At 67.2% G+C, this 21050-nt stretch carries 21 protein-coding genes; 11 read left to right on the top strand and 10 right to left on the bottom strand.

What is annotated here, in order from left to right; translation table 11 throughout:
• The first annotated feature begins 16 nt into the window (after positions 1-16).
• From BW39_RS20160 to BW39_RS20145, 4 genes are all read left to right on the top strand, one after another.
• On the top strand, positions 17-1327 hold the full coding sequence (locus tag BW39_RS20160) for a citrate synthase (protein WP_012204342.1): 1311 nt from the start codon (positions 17-19) through the stop codon (positions 1325-1327).
• Positions 1328-1554: 227 nt separating this feature from the next.
• Positions 1555-2208 (top strand): peptidoglycan recognition protein family protein, encoded by a 654-nt coding sequence (locus BW39_RS20155; protein ID WP_235264249.1) that lies wholly within the window; start codon positions 1555-1557, stop codon positions 2206-2208.
• On the top strand, positions 2205-2720 hold the full coding sequence (locus tag BW39_RS20150) for a hypothetical protein (protein WP_043823865.1): 516 nt from the start codon (positions 2205-2207) through the stop codon (positions 2718-2720). Before BW39_RS20155 ends, BW39_RS20150 begins: the two co-directional genes overlap by 4 nt.
• Positions 2721-2816: 96 nt before the next feature.
• Positions 2817-4289 (top strand): DEAD/DEAH box helicase, encoded by a 1473-nt coding sequence (locus tag BW39_RS20145; protein ID WP_442854790.1) that lies wholly within the window; start codon positions 2817-2819, stop codon positions 4287-4289.
• A 19-nt stretch (positions 4290-4308) separates the two neighbouring features.
• Here the strand turns inward: BW39_RS20145 and BW39_RS20140 are convergent, their stop codons facing one another.
• Positions 4309-5346, bottom strand: coding sequence for a GlxA family transcriptional regulator (locus BW39_RS20140; protein WP_012204335.1), 1038 nt, complete (start codon positions 5344-5346; stop codon positions 4309-4311).
• Between the two features lie 238 nt (positions 5347-5584).
• On the opposite strand from BW39_RS20140, the gene BW39_RS20135 reads away from it, so the two are divergent.
• Positions 5585-6694 (top strand): S-(hydroxymethyl)glutathione dehydrogenase/class III alcohol dehydrogenase, encoded by a 1110-nt coding sequence (locus BW39_RS20135; RefSeq protein ID WP_012204334.1) that lies wholly within the window; start codon positions 5585-5587, stop codon positions 6692-6694.
• Between the two features lie 142 nt (positions 6695-6836).
• Positions 6837-7709, top strand: coding sequence for an S-formylglutathione hydrolase (gene fghA, locus BW39_RS20130; RefSeq protein WP_043823870.1), 873 nt, complete (start codon positions 6837-6839; stop codon positions 7707-7709).
• 127 nt (positions 7710-7836) lie between these two features.
• Here fghA and phnX read toward each other — a convergent pair whose 3' ends face one another.
• Genes phnX through phnD form a run of 5 tightly spaced genes read right to left on the bottom strand, consistent with a single transcriptional unit; the run spans position 7837 to position 12489 of the window.
• The gene (gene phnX / locus BW39_RS20125) at positions 7837-8679 is read right to left on the bottom strand and encodes a phosphonoacetaldehyde hydrolase (protein WP_043823863.1); all 843 of its coding nucleotides are present in this window, start codon (positions 8677-8679) and stop codon (positions 7837-7839) included.
• Between the two features lie 54 nt (positions 8680-8733).
• Complete coding sequence (psrA, locus tag BW39_RS20120; RefSeq protein WP_012204331.1) at positions 8734-9822, bottom strand: iron-containing alcohol dehydrogenase PsrA; 1089 nt, start codon at positions 9820-9822, stop codon at positions 8734-8736.
• Between the two features lie 47 nt (positions 9823-9869).
• Complete coding sequence (gene phnE / locus BW39_RS20115) at positions 9870-10715, bottom strand: phosphonate ABC transporter, permease protein PhnE (RefSeq protein WP_013803443.1); 846 nt, start codon at positions 10713-10715, stop codon at positions 9870-9872.
• Positions 10715-11605 carry a phosphonate ABC transporter ATP-binding protein gene (gene phnC, locus BW39_RS20110; RefSeq protein ID WP_043823862.1) on the bottom strand — a complete coding sequence of 297 codons (891 nt, stop codon included), beginning with the start codon at positions 11603-11605 and terminating at the stop codon, positions 10715-10717. Before phnC ends, phnE begins: the two co-directional genes overlap by 1 nt.
• A complete protein-coding gene (phnD, locus tag BW39_RS20105) occupies positions 11602-12489 on the bottom strand; it encodes a phosphonate ABC transporter substrate-binding protein (protein WP_013803445.1) in 888 nt (295 codons plus the stop codon). Before phnD ends, phnC begins: the two co-directional genes overlap by 4 nt.
• A gap of 181 nt (positions 12490-12670) precedes the next feature.
• Here phnD and BW39_RS20100 point away from each other — a divergent pair, with 181 nt between their 5' ends.
• Positions 12671-13522, top strand: coding sequence for a LysR substrate-binding domain-containing protein (locus BW39_RS20100; protein WP_043823861.1), 852 nt, complete (start codon positions 12671-12673; stop codon positions 13520-13522).
• Positions 13523-13552: 30 nt separating this feature from the next.
• On the opposite strand, the gene BW39_RS20095 is transcribed toward BW39_RS20100, so the two are convergent.
• The gene (locus BW39_RS20095; protein WP_043823860.1) at positions 13553-14527 is read right to left on the bottom strand and encodes a Bug family tripartite tricarboxylate transporter substrate binding protein; all 975 of its coding nucleotides are present in this window, start codon (positions 14525-14527) and stop codon (positions 13553-13555) included.
• Between the two features lie 35 nt (positions 14528-14562).
• Positions 14563-15687 carry a mandelate racemase/muconate lactonizing enzyme family protein gene (locus BW39_RS20090; RefSeq protein ID WP_043823859.1) on the bottom strand — a complete coding sequence of 375 codons (1125 nt, stop codon included), beginning with the start codon at positions 15685-15687 and terminating at the stop codon, positions 14563-14565.
• Between the two features lie 106 nt (positions 15688-15793).
• Here BW39_RS20090 and BW39_RS20085 point away from each other — a divergent pair, with 106 nt between their 5' ends.
• Positions 15794-16660, top strand: coding sequence for a LysR family transcriptional regulator (locus tag BW39_RS20085; RefSeq protein ID WP_043823858.1), 867 nt, complete (start codon positions 15794-15796; stop codon positions 16658-16660).
• A gap of 37 nt (positions 16661-16697) precedes the next feature.
• Here the strand turns inward: BW39_RS20085 and BW39_RS20080 are convergent, their stop codons facing one another.
• Entirely contained in the window at positions 16698-17837 is a 1140-nt protein-coding gene (locus BW39_RS20080) for a PA0069 family radical SAM protein (protein WP_043823857.1), read from the bottom strand.
• A gap of 110 nt (positions 17838-17947) precedes the next feature.
• Here BW39_RS20080 and BW39_RS20075 point away from each other — a divergent pair, with 110 nt between their 5' ends.
• Together BW39_RS20075 and rnk are read left to right on the top strand one after the other, a co-directional pair.
• Positions 17948-18385 carry a GNAT family N-acetyltransferase gene (locus BW39_RS20075; RefSeq protein WP_052155399.1) on the top strand — a complete coding sequence of 146 codons (438 nt, stop codon included), beginning with the start codon at positions 17948-17950 and terminating at the stop codon, positions 18383-18385.
• A gap of 229 nt (positions 18386-18614) precedes the next feature.
• Positions 18615-19019 (top strand): nucleoside diphosphate kinase regulator, encoded by a 405-nt coding sequence (rnk, locus tag BW39_RS20070; RefSeq protein WP_013803451.1) that lies wholly within the window; start codon positions 18615-18617, stop codon positions 19017-19019.
• Between the two features lie 73 nt (positions 19020-19092).
• Here the strand turns inward: rnk and BW39_RS20065 are convergent, their stop codons facing one another.
• Complete coding sequence (locus BW39_RS20065) at positions 19093-20250, bottom strand: acyltransferase family protein (protein WP_013803452.1); 1158 nt, start codon at positions 20248-20250, stop codon at positions 19093-19095.
• 161 nt (positions 20251-20411) lie between these two features.
• Between BW39_RS20065 and BW39_RS20060 the strand changes: the two genes are divergently transcribed.
• A complete protein-coding gene (locus tag BW39_RS20060) occupies positions 20412-21008 on the top strand; it encodes a GbsR/MarR family transcriptional regulator (protein ID WP_012204320.1) in 597 nt (198 codons plus the stop codon).
• Positions 21009-21050 lie beyond the last annotated feature (42 nt).

The raw sequence follows: 21050 nt of genomic DNA, 5'->3' as shown, positions 1-21050 counted from the left end.
AGAAGGAAGTTTGGAAATGAAACTCGCAGACAACAAAGCAACGCTGTCATTCAGCAACGGCGCTCCCAGCGTCGAGCTGCCCGTCTACCAGGGCAACGTCGGTCCCGACGTGGTGGACATCCGCAAGCTGTACGCGCAGACCGGCATGTTCACCTATGACCCGGGCTTCCTCTCTACCGCCTCGTGCCAGTCCGCCATCACCTACATCGATGGCGACAAGGGCGAGCTGCTGTACCGCGGCTACCCCATCGAGCAGCTGGCCAAGAACTGCGACTACCTCGAGACCTGTTACCTGCTGCTGTACGGCGAGCTGCCCAACGAGTCCGAGAAGGCCGACTTCGTCGAGCGCGTGACCAAGCACACCATGGTCAACGAGCAGATGCAGTTCTTCCTGCGTGGTTTCCGCCGTGACGCCCACCCCATGGCCGTCCTGACGGGTCTGGTCGGCGGCATGTCGGCCTTCTACCACGACAACATGGACATCAACAACGCCGAGCACCGCGACATCGCCGCGATCCGCCTGATCGCCAAGATGCCCACGCTGGTCTCCATGGCCTACAAGTACGGCATCGGTGCGCCGTACATGTACCCCAAGAACGACCTGAGCTACGCCGGCAACTTCATGCGCATGATGTTCGGCAACCCCTGCGAGGAGTTCAAGGTGAACCCCGTGGTCGAGCGCGCGCTGGACCGCATCTTCATCCTGCACGCAGACCACGAGCAAAACGCCTCCACCTCCACCGTGCGCCTGTGCGGCTCGTCGGGCACCAACCCCTTCGCCGCCATCTCGGCCGGCGTGGCCTGCCTGTGGGGCCCTGCCCACGGCGGCGCCAACGAAGCCTGCCTGAACATGCTGGAATACCTGCAGGCCAACGGCGGCGTTGCCAAGGTCGGCGAGTTCATGGAACAGGTCAAGGACAAGAACAGCGGCGTCAAGCTGATGGGCTTCGGCCACCGCGTCTACAAGAACTACGACCCCCGCGCCAAGCTCATGCAGGAAACCTGCAATGAAGTGCTGGCCGAACTGGGCCTGGAAAAGGACCCCCTGTTCGCCCTGGCCAAGGAAGTCGAGAAGATCGCCCTGGAAGACGACTACTTCGTGCAGCGCAAGCTCTACCCGAACGTGGACTTTTACTCCGGCATCGTGCAGCGCGCCATCGGCGTGCCCGTGAACCTGTTCACCGGCATCTTCGCCCTGGCCCGCACCGTGGGCTGGATCGCCCAGCTCAACGAGCAGATGGCCGACCCCGAGTACAAGATCGGCCGTCCCCGCCAGCTGTTCACGGGCTCCGTGTCCCGCGACGTCAAGCCGATCGGCCAGCGCTGATCGCAGGTCCGGGCCTCAGCGGCCCGGCCCCCAAAAGCCCCATGCCTTTGCATGGGGCTTTTTTCATTTGCGAGCCCACCGCCCCAGTCCTAGGAACACCATTTTCGCTATCGTGACATGCCCATTGATTGAGCGCATCTACCCTAAGGTGACCGTTGACCCTCCCTGAAACGGGATGGAGGCGCAGCGCAATGCCCGCTGCCGTTCAACGCAACCCCGGGACTCACATGCTTGTCGAAATCAACAAGGACGGAATGCTCATCCATGCGCGCGTCAGGAATGCGCGCAGCCCCGCCATCGAGAGAGGAAAGCGGACCGCCGCCATCACCGGCATCGTCGTGCACCAGACCGATGCCAACACGGCCCAGTCTTCGCTCAATAGCTACAGGAACCCGAAGGCCAATGGGGCGCACTTCCTGATCGACAAGGACGGCACCATCTACCAGACTGCCGCCATCTATCAGCGTGCCAACCATGTGGGCCCGCTGAAGGCGAGGTGCCTGCTTGTGGGGAAATGCAAGGCCAGGGACTATGAAGGACTGAAGGCAAAAGGGGTACACCGCATCGAGATGCTGAAGGCTCCTGGTGAACGCTATCCGAGCAATATGGAGGCCATAGGTATCGAGATGGTCGGCCGAGCGGAGCTGCCGAAGGGATTCACACCGCCACCCAGACCAAGGGGCTGGACTCCTGAAGAGTTACGCGGATGGTTTGGTATCTATCCCACGCCGACTGAGGCACAGAACAGAGCTCTGACATGGCTTGTTGGAGCGCTTCAAGATTCCATGCAGCTGTCGCCCAGCGAGATCTTCAAGCATCCAGAAGTGAGCCGAAAAAACCTGACCGAAGCGGAAGGTGCGAACTGGAAAATGACACCATGAATCCCATTCGCATGCGTTCTCGGATTGCCATCTCCGCGATGGCCATGACCATGGTTTCCTCGCTGTATGCGGGCGATGCCAGATACCCCGTCAAGACCATCCAGAAAATCGACATCATCTCGCCATCTGAAAGTTCCTCCTGGGCGAGCAAGAACTGGCTCGATTGCGACGATGTGGTCCTGACCGAGGAAGACGTGCGATATGCGTTGCAGCACATACGCAGGATCTCGAGGAAGGCATTCTTCAGCGAGGACAGGGAAAGAACAGGCTGCGCAGGGAGTGCATCGGTCAGGTTCCACAACGGCAAGCTCATCGTCATCGGAGTTGAACCGACCGGATTCATCAACATCTTCGAAGCCACCGAAACGCTCAAGCCCAAGAGCATTTCTGAGAGCTTCTACGACTGCCCACCCTGCAACAAACGCAAGATGGACCTGCTGCAGGACGCCCTGGATCGCGCAACCGAACGACGGCTCAAGGAGCTGAAGAGGCAGGGACGACTTCCTCCATGAGCCGCTTCCATTCGACTTTCTGGGCACTCATTTCGGCGGTGCCTGATCCCCGCTCAGGCACGCTCCACCGACCCGGCTGCAACGGCTGGCGGCCTGGTGAACGACCTGCTGGCCGGCTGCGCCGCCTGGCCTGAGCGCCGGGGCCAAGCCCCCTGCTTCACGCAGCGGCGCGGTTTCGCCGACAATGCCCCCCCGGCCCTCGTGGCCGGCCCTTTCTTGCGCCGGGGTTCCGGCCCCAGCCACTCCCTGCACACCATGAACTTTGCCTCCCTCGGCCTGAGCCCGGCGCTGGTCTCCAGCCTCCAAGACCTGGGCCTGGTCGATCCCACGCCCATACAGACCCAGTCCATCGCCCCCGTGCTTGCGGGCCGCGACCTCTGGGCCTGTGCGCCCACGGGCTCGGGCAAGACGGCCGCCTACCTGCTGCCGCTGCTGCAGCGCTGGATGGATGGCGGCAAGGCCCAGGGTGCCCAGGGCGGCTTTGTGCGAACCCTGACCACGCTGATCGTGGTGCCCACGCGCGAGCTGGCCCAGCAGGTCGGCGAGACGCTGTCCGACCTGGGTCGCGCGCTCAAGCAGCCGCCGCGCATCGGCGTGGTCTATGGCGGCGTGTCCATCAACCCGCAGATGATGATGCTGCGCGGCAGTGCCGACTTCCTGGTGGCCACGCCGGGCCGCCTGCTGGACCTGGTGGAGCACAACGCCGTGCGCCTGTCCGCCGTGCGCCACCTGGTGCTGGACGAGGCCGACCGCCTGCTGGACCTGGGCTTTCAGGACGAGCTGCAGCGCGTGCTGGCCCTGCTGCCGAAGCAACGCCAGACCCTGCTGTTCTCGGCCACCTATCCCGATGCCGTGCAATCGCTGGCCACGGGCCTGCTGCACGATCCCGTTCAGGCCCGCGTCGATGCCGCCGAAGGCCAGGATGCCGCCAGCCCGCAAAGCATCACCCAGCGCGCCATTGCCGTGGACCGCGCACGCCGCACGCAATTGCTGCGCCAGCTGGTGCAGGGCGACACCGCTGCGGGCACCGACCCTGTCACGCTCGAACGTGCCCTGGTCTTCGTGGCCACGCGGCACACGGCCGAACTGGTGGCTGAAAAGCTCTACAAGGCCGGCATCTTCGCCACGGCCTTCCATGGCGACCTGAGCCAGGGCGCACGCAAGGAAGCGCTGGCCGACTTCAAGGCCAAGCGCTGGCAGGTGATGATCACCACCGATCTGGCGGCGCGCGGCATCGACATCACCCAGCTGCCCCTGGTCGTCAACTACGACCTGCCGCGCTCGGCCACCGACTATGTGCACCGCATCGGCCGCACGGGCCGCGCGGGCGAGGTCGGCACGGCCATCAGCTTTGTCACGCCGGCCGACCAGGCGCACTGGGCGCTGATCTGCAAGCGCAACCAGCTGGACCTTGAACTGGAGCAGTTGCCGGGCTTCGAGCCCACCGAGCCCGTGCCGCCGCCTCCGGTGGCGCAGGACGGCAATGGCGGCATCAAGGGCCGCCGCCCCAGCAAAAAAGACAAGCTGCGCGCAGCGCAGGCTGCCGAGGCAGCAGCCAAAAGAGGTTGAGCTCTCCAGGCCGATCCGCTCAGCCCGCGCCGCCGCGCCCGCCAAAGCGATCTCGGTACGCCACCGGGGTAATGCCCAGGTGGCGCACGAACAGGTGGCGCAGCGCCTGCTCCGAGCCCAGGCCCACGCGCGCGGCCACGGTCTTGAGAGGCAGATGGGCCTGGCTTTCCAGCAGTTGCTTGGCGGCCTCCAGCCGCGCGCTCTCCACAAAGGCCGTGGGGCTTTGCCCGGTTTCCTGCTGGAACACGCGGCGCAGGTGCCGCTCACTCATGTGCGCCTGCTCGGCCATCTGCGCAAGGGTCAGGGGCTCGGCCAGGTGGGCCATCACCCACTGCTGCACGGCCTGCACGCCGCCGTGCTGCGCGGCCTGGGCCGCCAGCGGCACGCTGAACTGCGACTGGCCACCGGGACGCTTGAGGTACATGACCAGGTCACGCGCCACCTCCAGCGCCAGCGCGTGGCCGAAATCCTCCTCCACCACGGCCAGGGCCAGGTCGATGCCGGCCGTCACGCCGGCCGAGGTCCACAGCTGGCGGCTGCCTGCGCCATCGCGGATTTCCTCGCGCAGGTAGATGGCATCGGCATCGACCTGCACGCGCGGATGGCGCTGGGCCAGTTGCGCCGTCACGCTCCAGTGCGTGGCCGCGCGCCGGCCGTCCAGCAAACCCGCCTCGGCCAGGAAGAAGCTGCCCGAGCACAGCGCAATCAGCCGCTGCACGCGCGGCGCCACGCGGCCCAGCCAGGCGACCAGCTCGGCCGAGCCGCCCAGCACCTGCTCGATATGGCGCGAGCCCACGACGACCACGGTGCAGCCCATGCCTGCAGCCTCCAGCCCGGCCAGCGTATGCGTGGCCTCCAGCGACATCAGCGTGTCCGAGCGCACGGGCCCTTGCCGCTGCGAGACCACGCGCACCTCGTAGCCGTCGCTCTGGCCGCGCGCGCGCAGGTGCACGTTGGCATAGTCGAACACCGACATGGGCCCTATGGCCTCCAGCGCCTTGAAGCCTGGGTAGACGACAAGATCGATGCGGTGGGCGCTGGCGTGGCGGTGGTCCATGGGAAACGGCGGGCTCGGAGGCGGTCAGGGTGGAAAGAATGGGGCGGACTATACGAAAAGACGCAAGCACCCACGGCCAGCAGGCCCGGCCGACGCCGGCCACACCCCTCAGATTCGGACATATCACCTGGGGCTGCGGCCATGATACGGCCGGGCCGCCCGGCCATGGCCTACATTCAAGGCTTCGCGGAGCGCGCGCACTGCCGTTCCTGAGCCACCCCGACAGAAAGACACGCCCATGAAATCCAAAGCCGCCGTCGCCTTCAAGGCTGGAGAACCCCTGCAGATCGTCGAGATCGACGTGGCCCCCCCGAAGAAGGGCGAGGTCCTGATCAAGATCACCCACACCGGCGTCTGCCACACCGACGCGTTCACGCTGTCGGGCGACGATCCGGAAGGCATCTTCCCCGCCGTGCTCGGCCATGAAGGCGCGGGCATCGTCGTCGAGGTCGGCGAAGGCGTGACCAGCGTCAAGCCCGGCGACCACGTCATCCCGCTGTACACAGCCGAATGCGGCGAATGCCTGTTCTGCAAGAGCGGCAAGACCAACCTGTGCGTTTCCGTGCGCGCCACCCAGGGCAAGGGCGTGATGCCCGACGGCACCACGCGCTTTTCGTACAACGGCGAGCCCATCTACCACTACATGGGCTGCTCCACCTTCAGCGAATACACCGTGGTCGCCGAAGTCTCGCTGGCCAAGATCCACCCCGATGCCAACCCCGAGCAGGTCTGCCTGCTGGGCTGCGGCGTGACCACGGGCCTGGGTGCCGTCAAGAACACCGCCAAGGTCCAGGAAGGCGACACCGTGGCCGTGTTCGGCCTGGGCGGCATCGGCCTGGCCGTGATCCAGGGCGCCAAGCTGGCCAAGGCCGGCCGCATCATCGCCGTGGACACCAACCCCTCCAAGTTCGACCTGGCCCGCACCTTCGGCGCCACCGACTGCGTGAATCCCAAGGATTTCGACAAGCCCATCCAGCAGGTCATCGTCGAGATGACGGGCTGGGGCGTGGACCACAGCTTCGAGTGCATCGGCAACGTCAACGTGATGCGTGCCGCCCTGGAATGCGCGCACCGCGGCTGGGGCCAGTCGGTCATCATCGGCGTGGCCGGCGCGGGCCAGGAAATCTCCACACGCCCTTTCCAGCTGGTGACGGGCCGCAAGTGGCTGGGCACGGCCTTCGGCGGCGTCAAGGGCCGCAGCGAGCTGCCCGGCATGGTCGAGCAGGCCATGAGCGGCGAGATCCAGCTGGCCCCCTTCGTCACGCACACCATGGGCCTGCCGGAGATCAACGAGGCTTTTGACCTGATGCACGAAGGCAAGTCCATCCGCTCCGTCGTCGTGTACTGAAGCTCCCCCTGAGGCGCTGCGCGCCTGGGCAGCGCCAGTTTCATGGGCCGTTGACCGTGTATAGCGTATCAACTCCCATCTTTGAATGCTGCACGCACCGCTTGCCAAGGTGCCCGTAGCATTTTTCTTTTTGAGGAACACCATGTCCGCACTGCCGCCCCTGGAACTCAAGAACGCCCATGCCTGCTTCGGCGGCGCACAGCGTTTCTACGAGCATTTCTCCGCCGAGATCGGCCTGAACATGAAGTTCTCGGTCTTCCTGCCGCCCAAGGCCGTGGCCGGCGAGAAGGTGCCCGCCGTGCTCTACCTGGCCGGGCTGACCTGCACCGAAGAGACCTTCATGACCAAGGCCGGCGCCCAGCGCCTGGCCGCCGAGCTGGGCATCGCCCTGATCGCGCCCGACACCAGCCCGCGCGGCGCAGGCCTGCCCGGCGAGGCCGATGCCTGGGACTTCGGCGTGGGCGCGGGCTTCTACCTGGACGCCACCACCAAGCCCTGGGCGCTGCACTGGCGCATGGAAAGCTATCTGCTGGGCGAGCTGCTGCCGCTGATCGCCGCACGCCTGCCCATCGACGCGCAGCGGCTGGGCATCTTCGGCCACTCCATGGGCGGCCACGGCGCGCTCACGCTGGCGCTGCGCCATCCGGGCCGCTTCAAGAGCCTGTCGGCCTTCGCGCCCATTGCCAACCCCGTCAACTGCCCCTGGGGCCAGAAAGCCTTCTCAGGCTATCTGGGCGATGACCGCAAGGCCTGGGAAGCGCATGACGCAAGCTGCCTGATGGCCGCCCAGACCGAGGCGCCCTACCCGGCCGGCATCCTCGTGGACCAGGGCCTGGCCGACAAGTTCCTGATCGAAAAGCAGCTGCTGCCCGAAGCCTTCGAGGCCGCCTGCGCCCAGGCCGGCCAGCCGCTGACGCTGCGCCGCCACGGCGGCTACGACCACGGCTACTACTTCATCCAGAGCTTCATTGATGACCATCTGCACCATCATGCAGAGCAGTTGAGTACCCCCTGAGGCGCTTCGCGCCTTCCCCCTGAAAGGGGGACGACAGCCTCGCTGCGGGGCGGCCCTTGCTTGCTGTCCCTGGGTTGGAGCGCGCCAGTTTCCAAGATTGGGCACAAGACCATAGAACGGGCGCGTCTCACCCAGGCATGCGCCCCGCGCGCATGTCCTGCGCAATACGCTCCAGTACCTGCGGCAGGTCCTTCACGCTGGCGATCACGTGGTGGGCGCCGGCTGCGCGCAGCTTGGCTTCGGCGCGGGCCACGCGCTCGCGCACTTCTTCGGCGGGGGCGGCGGCCAGTTCGGTGGGGGAGTAGCCGACTTCGTTGCCGGACAGGGTCAGGCCCACGGTCCACATGCCGGCGTTGCGGCCTTCCTCGATGCCGGGCACGGTGTCGTCCACCTTCACGCAGGCGCGCACGTCGCCGATGCCCAGCGCCAGCACATTGGCCAGCGCCATGAAGGGGCCGGGGCGGCCGCCTGCAGCCATTTCATCGCCGGCCACCACATGGTCGGGAGCCAGGCCGTTGGCGGCGGCCTGCGGCAGCAACTGATTCAAGACTTCACGCGGATAGCCCGAGCACGAGCCCACCTTCAGGCCCTGCGCGCGCAGCCAGCCCAGCAGCTCGGGCGCGCCTTCGATGGGTGCCGAGAACTCACCGACCTTGGCGATCTGCATGGGCATGAAGCGGGCGTAGATGGCGTCCACGTCGGCGTCGCCAGGCTGCTGGCCGAAGGCCTTGTGCCATTGCGCGCGGATGCCTTCGTCCTGCAGCAACTCGTGGATGTGCTGCCACTTGGACAGTCCCATGGGACCGCGCGCCTGGGCCAGGGTGATGGTGATGCCGAAGCTGGCAAAGGCCTCGACAAAGATCTGCGTGGGCGCCAGCGAGCCGAAATCGACCAGGGTGCCGGCCCAGTCGAAGATGACGGCCTGCAGCGGCGACAGATCGGCGGCGGTGGAGACGGTGGTGTGGTTCATGGTGCTTTTTGACTAGGAAAGAGGTTCAAACAGAAGAGGGCCGCACGCGCCTGTTCATTCCAGCGTGCGGATGAAATTGCGCCCGCGCGGGCCGGATGCGGCCGACTGCAGCAGCTGCTGCCACTCATCCCCAGGCACGCCGTAGTGGGCGGGATCGGTGGCCACGCCCAGGCCTTCGAGGAAGTTGCGCAGGCGCTGCACGGCCAGCTCGCCCGTGGCGGCATCGAAGATGGACAGCAGGGCCGCATCGGCCTGGTCGTCGGCGCCCAGGGCCATCTCCAGCACCAGCGGCAGGCTGAACGAGCAGGCAATGCCGTGGGCCACGCCATGGCGCAGCGTGATGTCGTAGGACAGCGAATGCGCCAGCGCCGTGCGGGTGTTGGAGAAGGCCAGGCCGGCCATCAGGGCTGCCTCGGCCATGCGGCTTCGCAGCGGCAGGCTGCCCAGGTCCTGCATCAGCGCGGGCAGCGTGGCCAGGGTGCGCCGCGCGGCGCCCACGGCCAAGGTGGTGGAGACGGGATTGCGGTGCCGGTTCCAGATGGACTCCAGCGCATGCGACAGCGCATCCAGCCCCGAGGCCAGCGTGGCGCCGGCCGGCAGGCTTTGCATGAGCTGCGCGTCGATGATGGCGGCCTCGGGCCAGGTCCAGTGCTGGTGCAGCGAGTGCTTGCGGCCAGCGGCCTGGTCCCAGATCGTGGCCCAGGGCGTGACCTCGCTGCCCGTGCCGGCCGTGGTGGGAATGGCGATCAGCGCCTTGTGGCCTGCAGCCGGCAGGGCCAGCCCCTGCTCCAGGGCCTGCAGCAGTTCGCCGAAACGCCGCGTGGGCGTAGCGCACATCAGCGCCTTGGCCGAGTCGATGGCGCTGCCGCCGCCCAGGGCCACGATGCACGGGACCTCGGCGTATTCGCGGTGCACGCGGTCATACAGCGGGGCCAGCCACTGCACATCGGGGTTGGGCGCAATGCCGTCCACCACGCCGCGCAGCTGGCTGCCCAGCCGTTGGCGCAGCTGCTGCACCAGGCCCAGGGATTCGGCCTCGGGAAACGTCACCAGCAGGCAGTCGCGCCCGGCAAGCAGCTCGGGCAGGCGGTCCAGGCGGCCGGGGCCGGCATGGATGGCAACGGGGTTGTGATAGGTCCACACAAATCGGTCCTTTGAATGAAACGGGGGCGCCGGGAAAGGCGCAGCCCTCAATGGCGGGTGCCCTGCTGGATGCGGCGGCGCAGCCAGTGGGAGACGAGATCGGCGGCGATCACCATCACGGTGATGACCACGATGCAGGTGGCCGTCTCCTGGTAGCGGAACAGCTTGAGGCTGCCGACCAGCTCGAACCCCAGCCCGCCCGCGCCCACCATGCCCAGCACCGTGGCCGAGCGCAGGTTGACCTCGAAGCGGTAGAGCACGACCGCGATCCAGGCCGTGATGGCCTGCGGTATCACGCCGAAGACGATGAGCTGCAATTGCGTGGCGCCTGCGCTGCGCAGGGCCTGCAGCGGGCCGTCGTCGATCTCTTCGATGCTCTCGGCGAAGAACTTGCCCAGCATGCCCATGCCATGCAGGGCCAAGGCCAGCACGCCGGGAAACGGCCCCAGGCCCACGGCCGAGACAAAGACCAGCGCCAGGATCAGCTCGTTGATGCTGCGCACCACGTTCAGGAACTGCCGCGTGATGCGCCGCAGCCAGTGCCAGCCATGCAGGTTGCTGGCGGCGATGAAGGACAGCGGCAGCGCAAGCACCACGGACAGCAGCGTGCCCCAGATGGCGATCTGCACCGTCTCCAGCGCAGGCGCCATCAGGCGCGGCAGCATGCTCCAGTCCGGCGGCACGGAGCGCGCCACGAAATCCGCGATCTGGGGCATGCCTGCCGCCAGTTCACCCCAGCTCATCTGCGCGCCGCCCGCGCTCCAGTGCAGCACCCAGGCGATGGCCAGGGCCGCAGCCGCATAGCCGGTCCAGCCCAGGGCGCCATGGGGGCGCGGCGCGGTCCATTGCCAGCGGTCGCGCGGCTCAGGGCTCCAGGAATTGGCGCTGGTCATCACAGTCCTCCTGCGGGCGCGCTGGCCCGCATCCACGAGGCAGGCACCGGCGCCTGCGCATGCAGGCCGGCAGGCCCTATGGCCGCCGTGCCCGGAGGTGTGTCCGGTTCTGCGCCCTGCCCTGCGCCTTGCCCTGCGCCTTGCCCTGCAGTGGGCTGCGCATGGTAGATGGCCTGCAGCGCGGCCTCGTCCAGCGCCTGCGGCGATCCGTCAAAGACCATGCGGCCCTGGGCCAGGCCCAGCACGCGGTCGCCGAACTCCCGCGCGTAGTCCACCTGGTGCAGGTTGCAGACCACGGCAATGCCCAGCTCGCGCGTGGCATCGCGCAGGTACTGCAGCACGCTGCGCGCGGTCTTGGGGTCCAGGCTGGCCACGGGCTCGTCGGCCAGGATGACCTGGGGCTGCTGGGCCAGCGCGCGGGCAATGCCCACGCGCTGCATCTGCCCGCCCGACAGCGCCTCGGTGCGCTCCAGTGCCTTGTGGGCCAGGCCCACGCGCTCCAGGCACTGGTCGGCCAGGCGGATATCGCTTTCGCGGAACAGCTGCAGCACCGAGGCCAGGGTGCCGGTCTGGCCCAGGCGCCCGGTCAGCACGTTCTTGCGCACCGACAGGCGCGGCACCAGGTTGTGGTGCTGGAAGACCATGGCCACGTGGCGAGCCAGCTCGCGCCGGCTGTGCCTGCCGCCGCCCAGCATCAGGTCCATGCCGCCCACCTCCAGCGTGCCGCTGTCGGCGCGGGCCAGGCCGTTCATGCAGCGCAGCAGCGTGGACTTGCCGGCCCCCGACAGGCCCAGCATGACGACGAACTCGCCGGGCTGCACATCCAGGTCGATACCATGCAGCACGTGGTTGCTGCCATAGCTCTTGCGCAATTGGCGGATGCGGATCATTTCATGCTCCCGAGGTCGAGCTTGAGCGCCTTGGCCGTCTGGCGTACCACGTCATAGGCCTTGTCATCCGTGGCCGCGAAGCCGTCGAGCACGCCCTGGTCGCCCCAGGGCAGGTCCTTGACCTCGGCCAGGGCCGCAGCCACCTTCTGCTTGGTGCCTGCGTCCAGGTTCTTGCGCCAGGTCATGGGCGACTCGGGGATGGGCTGGGAGCGCCAGACGATCTGGAAGTCCTCGCGCTTGACCAGGCCCTTGCTCACGGCCGAGTCGAAGATGCGGTCGGCCACGGCCGCCGCATCCACCTTGCCGTTGGCCACGGCCATGATGCTGGCGTCGTGCGAGCCCGAGAAGATCACGCGCGAAAAGCCCTTGTCCGCATCGAAGCCCTCGGCCATCAACCCGGCCTTGGGAAACAGGTGGCCCGACGCCGAGGTCGGGTCCACAAAGGCAAAGCTGCGGCCCTTGAGATCGGCCACGCTGGCCGGGCCCTTGTCCTTGCGGGAGATCACCATGCTGTGGTACGCGCTCTTGCCCGTCTTCTTGGTCACGGCCACGGCAAAGGCCTCGGCGCCTGCCACCTGGCTGGCCAGCACGTACGAGAACGGGCCGAGGAAGGCGATGTCGATCTTGTTGGAGCGCAGCGCCTCGATCACGCCGTTGTAGTCATTGGCCACGAAGGGCCGCACCTTCATGCCGGTGCGGGTGGCCAGCTGGTCCATGACCTGCTGGCTGGCGCGGATCATGGCCTGCGCGTCCTCCGAAGGGATCAGGCCCACGCGCAGCTCGGCGCTCTGGGCAAAGGCGGCAGTGGTAGCGGTGGCGGCGGTGGCGGCCAGGGCCAGCACGGCGCCGGCATGGCGCAGCCAGGTCTTGCGGTTCATCTTCATGGGAGCGTTCCTTTGCATCAGGTCAGGCACATCGGCAGATCGGTGGATCCGTGAATCGCCGGCCAAATCGCCAGGCGGGTGGGGATGGCTGAATGCTAGGAGCGACATATTTCTGCCATGTGAAAGTTTCAGAATCGGTTTTGACAGCATCCATAGACAAAACCTTGAGATACCGACTTTCGTGAGCAACGCCCGCTACCGCGCCTTCATCGCCGTCGCCCACCACGGCAGCCTCAGCGCCGCCGCCCGCGCACTGGGCGTGAGCCAGCCCACCATCTCCACGCAGATCGCCACGCTGGAGCGCCAAAGCCAGATCGAGCTGTTCCACCGCCGCGGCTACCGCATGACGCTCACTGGCGCAGGCGCCAGACTGCTGCCCATGGCGCAGAAAATCATGGCGCTGGAGGCCGAGGCCGAATTCTTCCTGCGCGACTCGGGGCAGTTGCACCAGGGCGAGCTCAAGATCGGCGCCGTGGGGCCCTTCCATGTGATCGAAATGGTGGCCGCCTACCGCGCACGGCACCCGGGCATGCAGCTGTCCATCCGCATGGGCAACTCGCAGCAGGTGCTGGCCGACCTGGAACGCTACGACACCGACGTGGCCGTGCTCGCCGGCCTCTACGACCGCCCGGAGCTGCTGGCACGCGAGTACGCGCGCCACGCCATCGTGCTGTTCGCCCATGTGGCCCATCCCTTCGCGCGGCGCAGCGAAATCGCGCTGTCCGAACTGCAGGGCCAGCCTTTGCTGCTGCGCGAGCACGGCTCGACCACGCGCACCGCGCTGGAATCGGTGCTGCAGGCCGCCGGCGTGCAGCCGCGCACCGAACTGGAGATCGGCAGCCGCGAAGCCATACGCGAAGCCGTGGCGCGCGGCCTGGGACTGGGCGCCGTGTCCGAAGCCGAATTCATCCCCGACCCGCGCTTTCGCCCGCTGCGCATCGCGGGCGACCCGGCCAGCACCACCACCTATGTCTATTGCATGCGCGAGCGCAGCGACAGCCTGCTGGTGAGGTCTTTTCTGGAGGCGATTTGAGGACCGCGCCGGGCCACCTCGGCCCCCGCCTCAGCCCTCCACCCTGATTCCGCGCGCCTGGATCAGCCGGGTCCACTTCGCCCGTTCATCGCGCATGAAGGCGTCAAAGCGCTGCGGCGTCCCCCCTCCATCCTCTGCGCCGAACTCTTCGAGCTTGGCCACCACTTCGGGCATGGCCAGGATGCGGTTGACGTCCGCATTGATGCGGGCCACCAGATCGGCGGGCATTTTTGCGGGGCCCACCAGGCCGAACCAGATGCTCGCGTTGAACCCGGAATAGCCCTGCTCCGCCACCGTGGGAATCTCCGCGAAGGCCTTGGCGCGCTTCACGCCCGTCTGAGCCACTGCATGGACTTTTCCGCCCTTGATGAAGGGCGCCGCCGTGGTCATCCCCTCGAACGCGTAGTCGATCTGGCCGCCCAGCAGATCCGTCATCACGTTCGACGCGCCCTTGTACGGGATATGGAGCGCGGACACCGCCGCAGTCTGCTCGAACAGCGCCAGCGCAAGGTGCTGGGCCGACCCCGTGCCCGAGGAGCCGAAGCTGACCTCCCCCGGCTTTTGCTTCAATGCGGCCAGCAGGCCCTGCATGGTGGCGGAAGCCTTGGGGCTGGCAACCAGGACCTGCGGGGTCTGGCCCACCAGGGCGATGGCGGAGAAGTCCCGCTCCGGCGAGAAGCCGAGCCTCGGGTTGAGCGCAGGGGCAATGCCCAGGGCATTGATGTGGCCCATCATGAGCGTCTGCCCATCGGGCGCGGCCCTGGCGGCCTCGGCAGCGGCGATCAGCCCCGCCGCCCCTGGCCGGTTCTCGACGATGACGGGAATGGCCCACAGCTGGTTGAGCCGGTTGGCGATGATCCGCGCCAGGATGTCCGTGCCGCCGCCTGCCGAGAAGCCGACGAGGATTTTGACCGGGCCCGCTGGCGGCCTGGCCTGTGCAAAGCCCGGATGGGCATGCAGGGCGGCGGCTGCGGCGGCCGAGGTCAGGAACTGTCTGCGTTGCATGGCTTGTCTCCTTGGATGATGGGCTGGCGGCGGTCTTACGCCACCGAGGTCCAGCGGCCGAACCGGGACACCTGCGCCTCGTCGAAATTGAAGCCGAGCCCCGGCGTCTGGTGCAGCACGACACGGCCCTTTTCCTGCGCCAGCTGGCGGTCCAGCAGGCGGCGGAAGTTCAGCACCTGGTCATCCCAGAAGAACTCGACATAGCGCGCATTGGGGGTCGCGGCCACCAGCGGCGCGTGCACATCGTGGAACCAGTGCGGACACATCTGCAGCCCATAGCCCGCCGCCATGGCGGCAATGCGCTTCCACTCGGTAATGCCCCCGCAGACTGCGGCGTCGGTCTGCAGGATGGATGCGGCGCCCATGTCGAGCAGATGCTTGTGGTACCAGCGGCCATAGCCGATTTCCGCGGTGGCCACGGGAATGCGGGTGAGCTTTGCCAGGCGGGCGTGGCTTTCGACATCGTCGGGGCTGAACGGCTCCTCGATGAAATAGGGGTCGTACGCCTCCATGCGGCGCAGGTACTGCATGGCCTGCACGGTGTCCACCCAGCCGTTGTTGCAGTCCAGCATGAGCTCCACGTCCGGGCCGATGGCTTCGCGCGCCGCCTTCACGCGCGACTCCTCGCCCTGGGGCGACCAGCGGCCGGTCTTCATCTTGACCGCCTTGAAACCCAGCTCGACATAGCCGGCCATCTCCTCGCCGACATGGCCGGCGGTCTTGCCGTCCACGTAGTAGCCGCCGCTGGCATAGGCCGGCACCGTGTCCAGCTCCACCGCGCCCAGGTACTTGTGCAAAGGCAACTGGGCGGTGCGGGCATTGAGGTCCCACAGCGCAATGTCGAGAGCGCTGAGTGCGCGCATCACGGTGCCCATGCGGCCTTGCAGCAGCGCCTCCTGGTACATCTCCTTCCACAGCCCTTCGACGGCCAGGGACTCGCGGCCCAGCAGCACAGGACCGAGCAGCTGCTCGACCGCGACACGGAACAGCTCGCCCGCCGCATTGCCGACATAGCAAAAGCCGATGCCTTCGACGCCGTCGCTGCTGCGGACCTTGACCAGTCCGTAGTGGCGGTCGACCACGGTGCGGTTCGACAGATAGGTGACCTTGTCCAGCGGCACGCGGGCAACGCAGACTTCAATGGATTCGATGAGGGGCATGAGCTCTCCTGACATGGTTTGGAAGCGGGAACGAGCGAACTTTGCGCTTCAGGAGATCTGCAACAAAGATGGTGTCCCATGGTTCAGATGACGCAAAATGCGTCGCATGGATTCGCGCTTTCTCCAGAGCTTCATTGCCGTCGTGGACTGCGGCTCGATGGCCGACGCCGCGCGCAGGCTGGACCTGCCGCCCACCACCGTGGCCCAGCAGATGCGTGCGCTGGAGGCCGACGTGGGCTGCGCACTGCTCACGCGGGTGGGCCGGACGGTACGGCCCACCGTCGTTGGCGCCCGGATCGTGGAGCATGCGCGGGAGGTGCTCAAATCCGTGGAGAACCTGAGGTCGGCCGCATCGGCCACCGAGCTTCCCGCAGGCCCATTGAGGCTGGGGGCAACGCCCACGGCGCTGATGGGCCTCGTGCCCCCGCTGCTGCGCCGGTGGATGAGCGCCCATCCGGCCGTGCGCGTCTACATCGAACCCGGCACTTCCTCACTGCTGCTGGACCAGGTGCAGGCCGGCCATCTGGATGCGGCCATCCTTGTGCACCCGGCCTTCGCCATGCCCAAGACCTGCGAATGGCGGCTGATGCGCAGCGAGGCGCTGATTCTTCTCGCGCCCCGGGACATGAAGGTGCGCGATCCGCTGCTCACGGCCGCACGCGAGCCCTTCATCCAGTACGACCGCAAGGTGGTGGCAGGAAAAATGGCGGATGAATACCTGCGGGGCCACGGCATCAAGCCGAAAGTTCGCTTCGAGCTGGACGGCATCGAGCAGATCGCACAGCTGGTTGCGGAAGGCTTCGGTGTCTCCATCCTGCCGGACTGGCCCGTGCTGGGACCGCCGGATGCCAGAACGCGCCGATGGCCGCTGCCCCCTCCGAGCCCGTCCCGCGAAGTGGGCATGGTGTGGCTGCGATCGTCGGTGCGCTCCCCGCTGGCAGCCGCCTTGTCCGAGCTGGTCGACTACCGCTAGCGGACCATGCCCTGGCCTGTGCCTGGCACGCAGGCTCTCAGAACAGGCTGCGCTGCGGCAGCAAAAGCGACGGGTGGTAGAGGCTGCAATCGAGCCGCAGCGGCTCGCGGTTGAACCCATGCCGACGGCAGGCCAGGGCAAAGCGCTGGCGCAGCAGCTCGGCCCAGTGGCCGGTACCTTTCATGCGCTGGCCGAACTCGGCGTTGTACACGCGGCCGGCCTCGCGCTGCTCGCCCTGGATGCCGTGCAGGTCGCGCACGCGCTCCATCACGCGGCGGGCGCGGTCGGGGTAGTGCACCTGCAGCCATTGCTCGAACAGCGGCGCCACTTCCCAGGGCAGGCGCAGCACGGCATAGAAGGCGTGGCGCGCGCCTGCGTCGGCGGCCGCCTCCAGCACCTTCTCCAGGTCTTCGTTGATGAAGGGAATCTGCGGTGCCAGGCTCACGCCCACGGGCACGCCCGCCTCGGTCAGCGCGCGGATGCTGCGCAGCCGGCGGTGCGGCGCGGCGGCGCGCGGCTCCAGGTGGCGTGCCAGGTCGGCATCCAGCGTGGTCAGCGTGATGTGCACCGAGGCCAGGCCCTGGCGCGCCAGCGGGGCCAGCAGGTCCAGGTCACGCTCCACCCCGCTGCCCTTGGTGACGATGGAAAACGGGTGGCGCGCCTCGGCCAGCACTTCGATCAGGCGGCGCGTCAGCCCCAGTTCGCGCTCCACGGGCTGGTAGCAGTCGGTGACCGAGCCCAGCATCACGGGCGCGGCCACATGGCTGGCGCGCGACAGCTCGGCGCGCAGCAGCTCGGGCAGGTTCTGCTTGGCGATGAGCCGGGTCTCGAAGTCCAGCCCCGGCGACCAGCCCAGGTAGCTGTGCGTGGGCCGGGCATAGCAATAGATGCAGCCGTGCTCGCACCCCCGGTAGGGATTGAGCCCCATGTGAAACGGCAGGTCGGGCGACTGGTGGCGGCTCAGCGCCGAGCGGGCCTGCTCCCAGCGCAGTTCGGTGCGCAGGGGCGCGGCTTCCTCGTCTTCGGCCGGCGCCTCAAGGCTGCCCCAACCGTCATCGAAGGCCTCGCGCGGGTCGGTGGTGAAACGGTGGGCCAGTTGGCTGGCTGCGCCCCGGCCCTTGATGGCGTGCAGGGGAATGAAGGCCGGCTCCGGAGAGAGGTCTGGGTTGGCGCGCATGGGGTTCGCTCCCGCAACGATGAATACTGTACAAACATACAGATCATAGCTGCGCAGCAGCCCGTTATCCAGAACGATGACAATGCCCCTGATCCATGCCATCCAGACCCATGCACCACATCCGCCCTGCCATCGACAGCGACTTCCCGTCCTTGCTGGCCTGCGATCCATATGCCCGCAGCCATGCTGAACGCCAGGCCTTTCTGCGGGAGAAAACGGCCGCTGGCGCGGTATTGCTGGCCGAGCGGGATGGCTCCGTGCCGGGTTTTGTCGTGCTGGAGCCCGGATTCTTCGGCCATGGGTTCATCTCCCTCATCGCCGTGGCAGATGCAGCGCGGCGCAGCGGCGTGGCGCTTGCACTGCTGGCGGCGGCCCGGCAGCGCTGCACCACGGACAAGCTCTTTACCTCGACCAATGCATCGAACCTGGCCGCGCAGGCGCTGTTCGCCCAGGCGGGCTTTGTGCCCAGCGGGCGCGTGGACAACCTGGACCCCGGCGACCCCGAGCTGATCTTTTTCAAGGCCCTGGGCAGCACGCGCGCGCAGTAGCGCTCGCAGCAGGCCGCGTCAAGCCCACGCCAATCCGCACCGCACCGTGCGGGTTCGCTTGGCAGAACCCACACGGGCCTGCACAATGGGTCTATCGCACCAACTTGGTGCTTTTCTCTTTTCTGAAGATGCCTTGGCCCGGACAACCGCGTTGCCCGGGCTTTTGTCCGTTTGGGCGCCGCTGCCCTTCACTGCAGCCACGGCGCAAGCACACAAGGGAGCCAACACCATGGAGCGCAAGCCCCACATCATTCTTTCGTCCCTGGACCTGGAGCGCATCGAGGCCCTGCTGGACAAGCAACCCGCCTTCCCCGGCCGCGACGCGCTCGAGGCCGAGCTGGACCGCGCCGACGTGCTCGAACCCAAGGAAATGCCGCCCAACGTGGTGACCATGAACTCCACCGTGCGCTTCACGCTGCTGGAGTCGGGCAAGTCCAATACGCTGACCCTGGTCTATCCCAAGGAGATGGATGGCAGCTCCGACAAGGTGTCGGTCTTCGCGCCCGTGGGCATTGCCCTGCTGGGCCTGAGCGTGGGCGACCAGTCGCGCATGGCCGGTCCCTCGGGCCAGGTCACCGTGCGCGTGGATGCCATCGAGTTCCAGCCGGAAAGCGCAGGCGAGCTGCACCGTTGAACGCCGACCGGCGTGAAGCGAAAAAGGCAGCCAACCGGCTGCCTTTGTTGTTTGTGGACTGACGCACGGCGCCTCAGCGCAGGCCTGCCAGAAACGCCGCGATCAGGCCGGTGCCCACCAGGCCCGCCTGCCAGCGCAGCGCCATGTGCCAGCTGGGAACGTGGCGCTCCACGCGCTCGTACAGCAGATGGCCGGCCGCAATCGACAGCACGAAGGCCGTGCACATGCCCAGCAGGGCGGCGGGAATGGAATGTGGCCAGAAATGGCTTTCCACGGCATTGACCAGCAGGCAGACCGAGAAGTGCACGAGAAACACCGAGTACGAAATCTTGCCCAGCCGACGCAGCGGCGCCCAGCCTTGTGCCTGCGCAAACGCGGGGCTGCGCATGGCCACGACCAGGGCCAGCGCCGTGGCACCGGCCAGCGCGATGCGGTCGCGCCACTCCAGTGCCAGTGCCGCCACGACCAGGGCCACGATCAGCAGGGACCAGCTCCAGGCCGTCGAGGACTTGTCCGCATGCGCGGCCCAGTAGGCCAGCATGCCCAGGCCGTAGGCGCCAAAGAAGTACGGCGCCCACACGTCCCATTGCGCATCCAGATTGAAGCCCAGCAGCGAGGCCGCCACGCCGATCACCACCAGCGCCTGCGCCACGCTCAGCGCCCAGGGCCAGCAGCGTGACAGGGCGTCGCCGCCAAAGCGGCGGCGCAGCAAGGCACCGCCCCAGCGCGTGCCGGCCAGCAGCAGCGCAGTCAGCGCAAACAGCTGAAAGTCGATGGACACATACCAGACGCCCGCGGACAGAGATTCCTCGCCCACGATGTTCTGCAGCAGCAGCGCATGCGCCACCAGTTGCCAGAGATCGGGCTCGCCGGAGACCGAGGCATGGTCGAACCAGGGCCGCACGGCCGCCGAGACCACGATGGCCACGACCAGGGCCACCGCATAGGGCACGACCAGACGCACGAAGCGGCGCCCGATGCGCGACCACGGATCGCTGTGCTGGCCGTGGCCTTGCGGCGCCATGCTGGCCGCAGCCAGGTAGCCGCCCAGCACCAGGAAGATCTGCACGGCCATGCGCGCATATTCATAGAGCCAGTCGATGAGGTCCGGCGCGGCCGGATGGGCGATATCGGACATGGGGCCGTAGAAGGCCAGGTGGTGCCAGATGATGGCGGCACAGGCCAGGCCCTTGGTGCAGTCGATCAGCGCACTGCGGCTAGCGTGGGACATGGGGCAATCTGTAGTCGGTACGGGGCGGGAAGGCGCAGGGCCCGGGCCGCCTGGCCGCAAGCCCGCAAAGGCGCCATTGTGCGCCTTTTGGGCGCGACTTGCAGAAAGCTGACACATCGCTTCCCAAGCCGCCCGGAGCGTGCCGCGCACGCGCAGGCACAATGCATGCCATGACGCAATCCAAACCTCTTCCGGCGTTGAACCGGCAGTTCGTCTCGCACTTCGGCGAGATGGGCAGCCGCTGGGGCATCAACCGCACGGTAGGCCAGATCTACGCACTGCTGTTTCTTTCACCCGAGCCGCTCAATGCCGACCAGATCGCCGAGACGCTGGAGTTCTCGCGCTCCAACGTGAGCATGGGGCTCAAGGAATTGCAGGCCTGGCGCCTGGTGCAATTGCGCCACCAGCCCGGCGACCGGCGCGAGTATTTCGAGGCGCCGCAGGATGTCTGGGAAATCTTCCGCCGCCTGGCCGAGGAACGCCGCCGCCGCGAGATCGAGCCCACCCAGTCCATGCTGCGCGCCGCCATGCTGGAGGAAGTCACCACCGAAGAAGAGCGCTACGCCCAGCAGCGCATGCGCGACATGTACGAGCTGATCGACCGGCTCATGAACTGGTTCGACGACGTGCAGCGCCTGTCGCCCGAGACCGCCATGCAGCTCATGGGCATGGGCACGGCCGTGACGCGGCTGCTGGATCTGAAGGACCGCATCACGGGCGGCAAGGGCCGCGCCAAGGCGGATGACACCGACGATTGAACCTGGCAAGCCTGCGTACAAAAATGAGCTCCCGAGGGAGCT

Origin of the sequence: Delftia sp. RIT313, from assembly GCF_000632165.1 — a bacterium.
Classification (GTDB): Bacteria; Pseudomonadota; Gammaproteobacteria; order Burkholderiales; family Burkholderiaceae_C; genus Comamonas; species Comamonas acidovorans.
The sequence above is the reverse complement of the archived record's forward strand: the minus strand, read 5'-3'. Positions and strand labels throughout refer to the sequence as shown.

What these genes read in the sequence shown, in the direction of transcription:
- BW39_RS20160 (WP_012204342.1), top strand. Translation starts at nt 17, where the DNA reads ATGAAACTCGCAGACAACAAAGCAACGCTGTCATTCAGCAACGGCGCT.
- BW39_RS20155 (WP_235264249.1), top strand. Translation starts at nt 1,555, where the DNA reads ATGCTTGTCGAAATCAACAAGGACGGAATGCTCATCCATGCGCGCGTC.
- BW39_RS20150 (WP_043823865.1), top strand. Translation starts at nt 2,205, where the DNA reads ATGAATCCCATTCGCATGCGTTCTCGGATTGCCATCTCCGCGATGGCC.
- BW39_RS20140 (WP_012204335.1), bottom strand. Translation starts at nt 5,346, where the DNA reads ATGGACCACCGCCACGCCAGCGCCCACCGCATCGATCTTGTCGTCTAC.
- BW39_RS20135 (WP_012204334.1), top strand. Translation starts at nt 5,585, where the DNA reads ATGAAATCCAAAGCCGCCGTCGCCTTCAAGGCTGGAGAACCCCTGCAG.
- fghA (WP_043823870.1), top strand. Translation starts at nt 6,837, where the DNA reads ATGTCCGCACTGCCGCCCCTGGAACTCAAGAACGCCCATGCCTGCTTC.
- phnX (WP_043823863.1), bottom strand. Translation starts at nt 8,679, where the DNA reads ATGAACCACACCACCGTCTCCACCGCCGCCGATCTGTCGCCGCTGCAG.
- phnE (WP_013803443.1), bottom strand. Translation starts at nt 10,715, where the DNA reads ATGACCAGCGCCAATTCCTGGAGCCCTGAGCCGCGCGACCGCTGGCAA.
- phnC (WP_043823862.1), bottom strand. Translation starts at nt 11,605, where the DNA reads ATGATCCGCATCCGCCAATTGCGCAAGAGCTATGGCAGCAACCACGTG.
- phnD (WP_013803445.1), bottom strand. Translation starts at nt 12,489, where the DNA reads ATGAAGATGAACCGCAAGACCTGGCTGCGCCATGCCGGCGCCGTGCTG.
- BW39_RS20095 (WP_043823860.1), bottom strand. Translation starts at nt 14,527, where the DNA reads ATGCAACGCAGACAGTTCCTGACCTCGGCCGCCGCAGCCGCCGCCCTG.
- BW39_RS20090 (WP_043823859.1), bottom strand. Translation starts at nt 15,687, where the DNA reads ATGCCCCTCATCGAATCCATTGAAGTCTGCGTTGCCCGCGTGCCGCTG.
- BW39_RS20085 (WP_043823858.1), top strand. Translation starts at nt 15,794, where the DNA reads ATGGATTCGCGCTTTCTCCAGAGCTTCATTGCCGTCGTGGACTGCGGC.
- BW39_RS20080 (WP_043823857.1), bottom strand. Translation starts at nt 17,837, where the DNA reads ATGCGCGCCAACCCAGACCTCTCTCCGGAGCCGGCCTTCATTCCCCTG.
- BW39_RS20075 (WP_052155399.1), top strand. Translation starts at nt 17,948, where the DNA reads ATGCACCACATCCGCCCTGCCATCGACAGCGACTTCCCGTCCTTGCTG.
- rnk (WP_013803451.1), top strand. Translation starts at nt 18,615, where the DNA reads ATGGAGCGCAAGCCCCACATCATTCTTTCGTCCCTGGACCTGGAGCGC.
- BW39_RS20065 (WP_013803452.1), bottom strand. Translation starts at nt 20,250, where the DNA reads ATGTCCCACGCTAGCCGCAGTGCGCTGATCGACTGCACCAAGGGCCTG.
- BW39_RS20060 (WP_012204320.1), top strand. Translation starts at nt 20,412, where the DNA reads ATGCATGCCATGACGCAATCCAAACCTCTTCCGGCGTTGAACCGGCAG.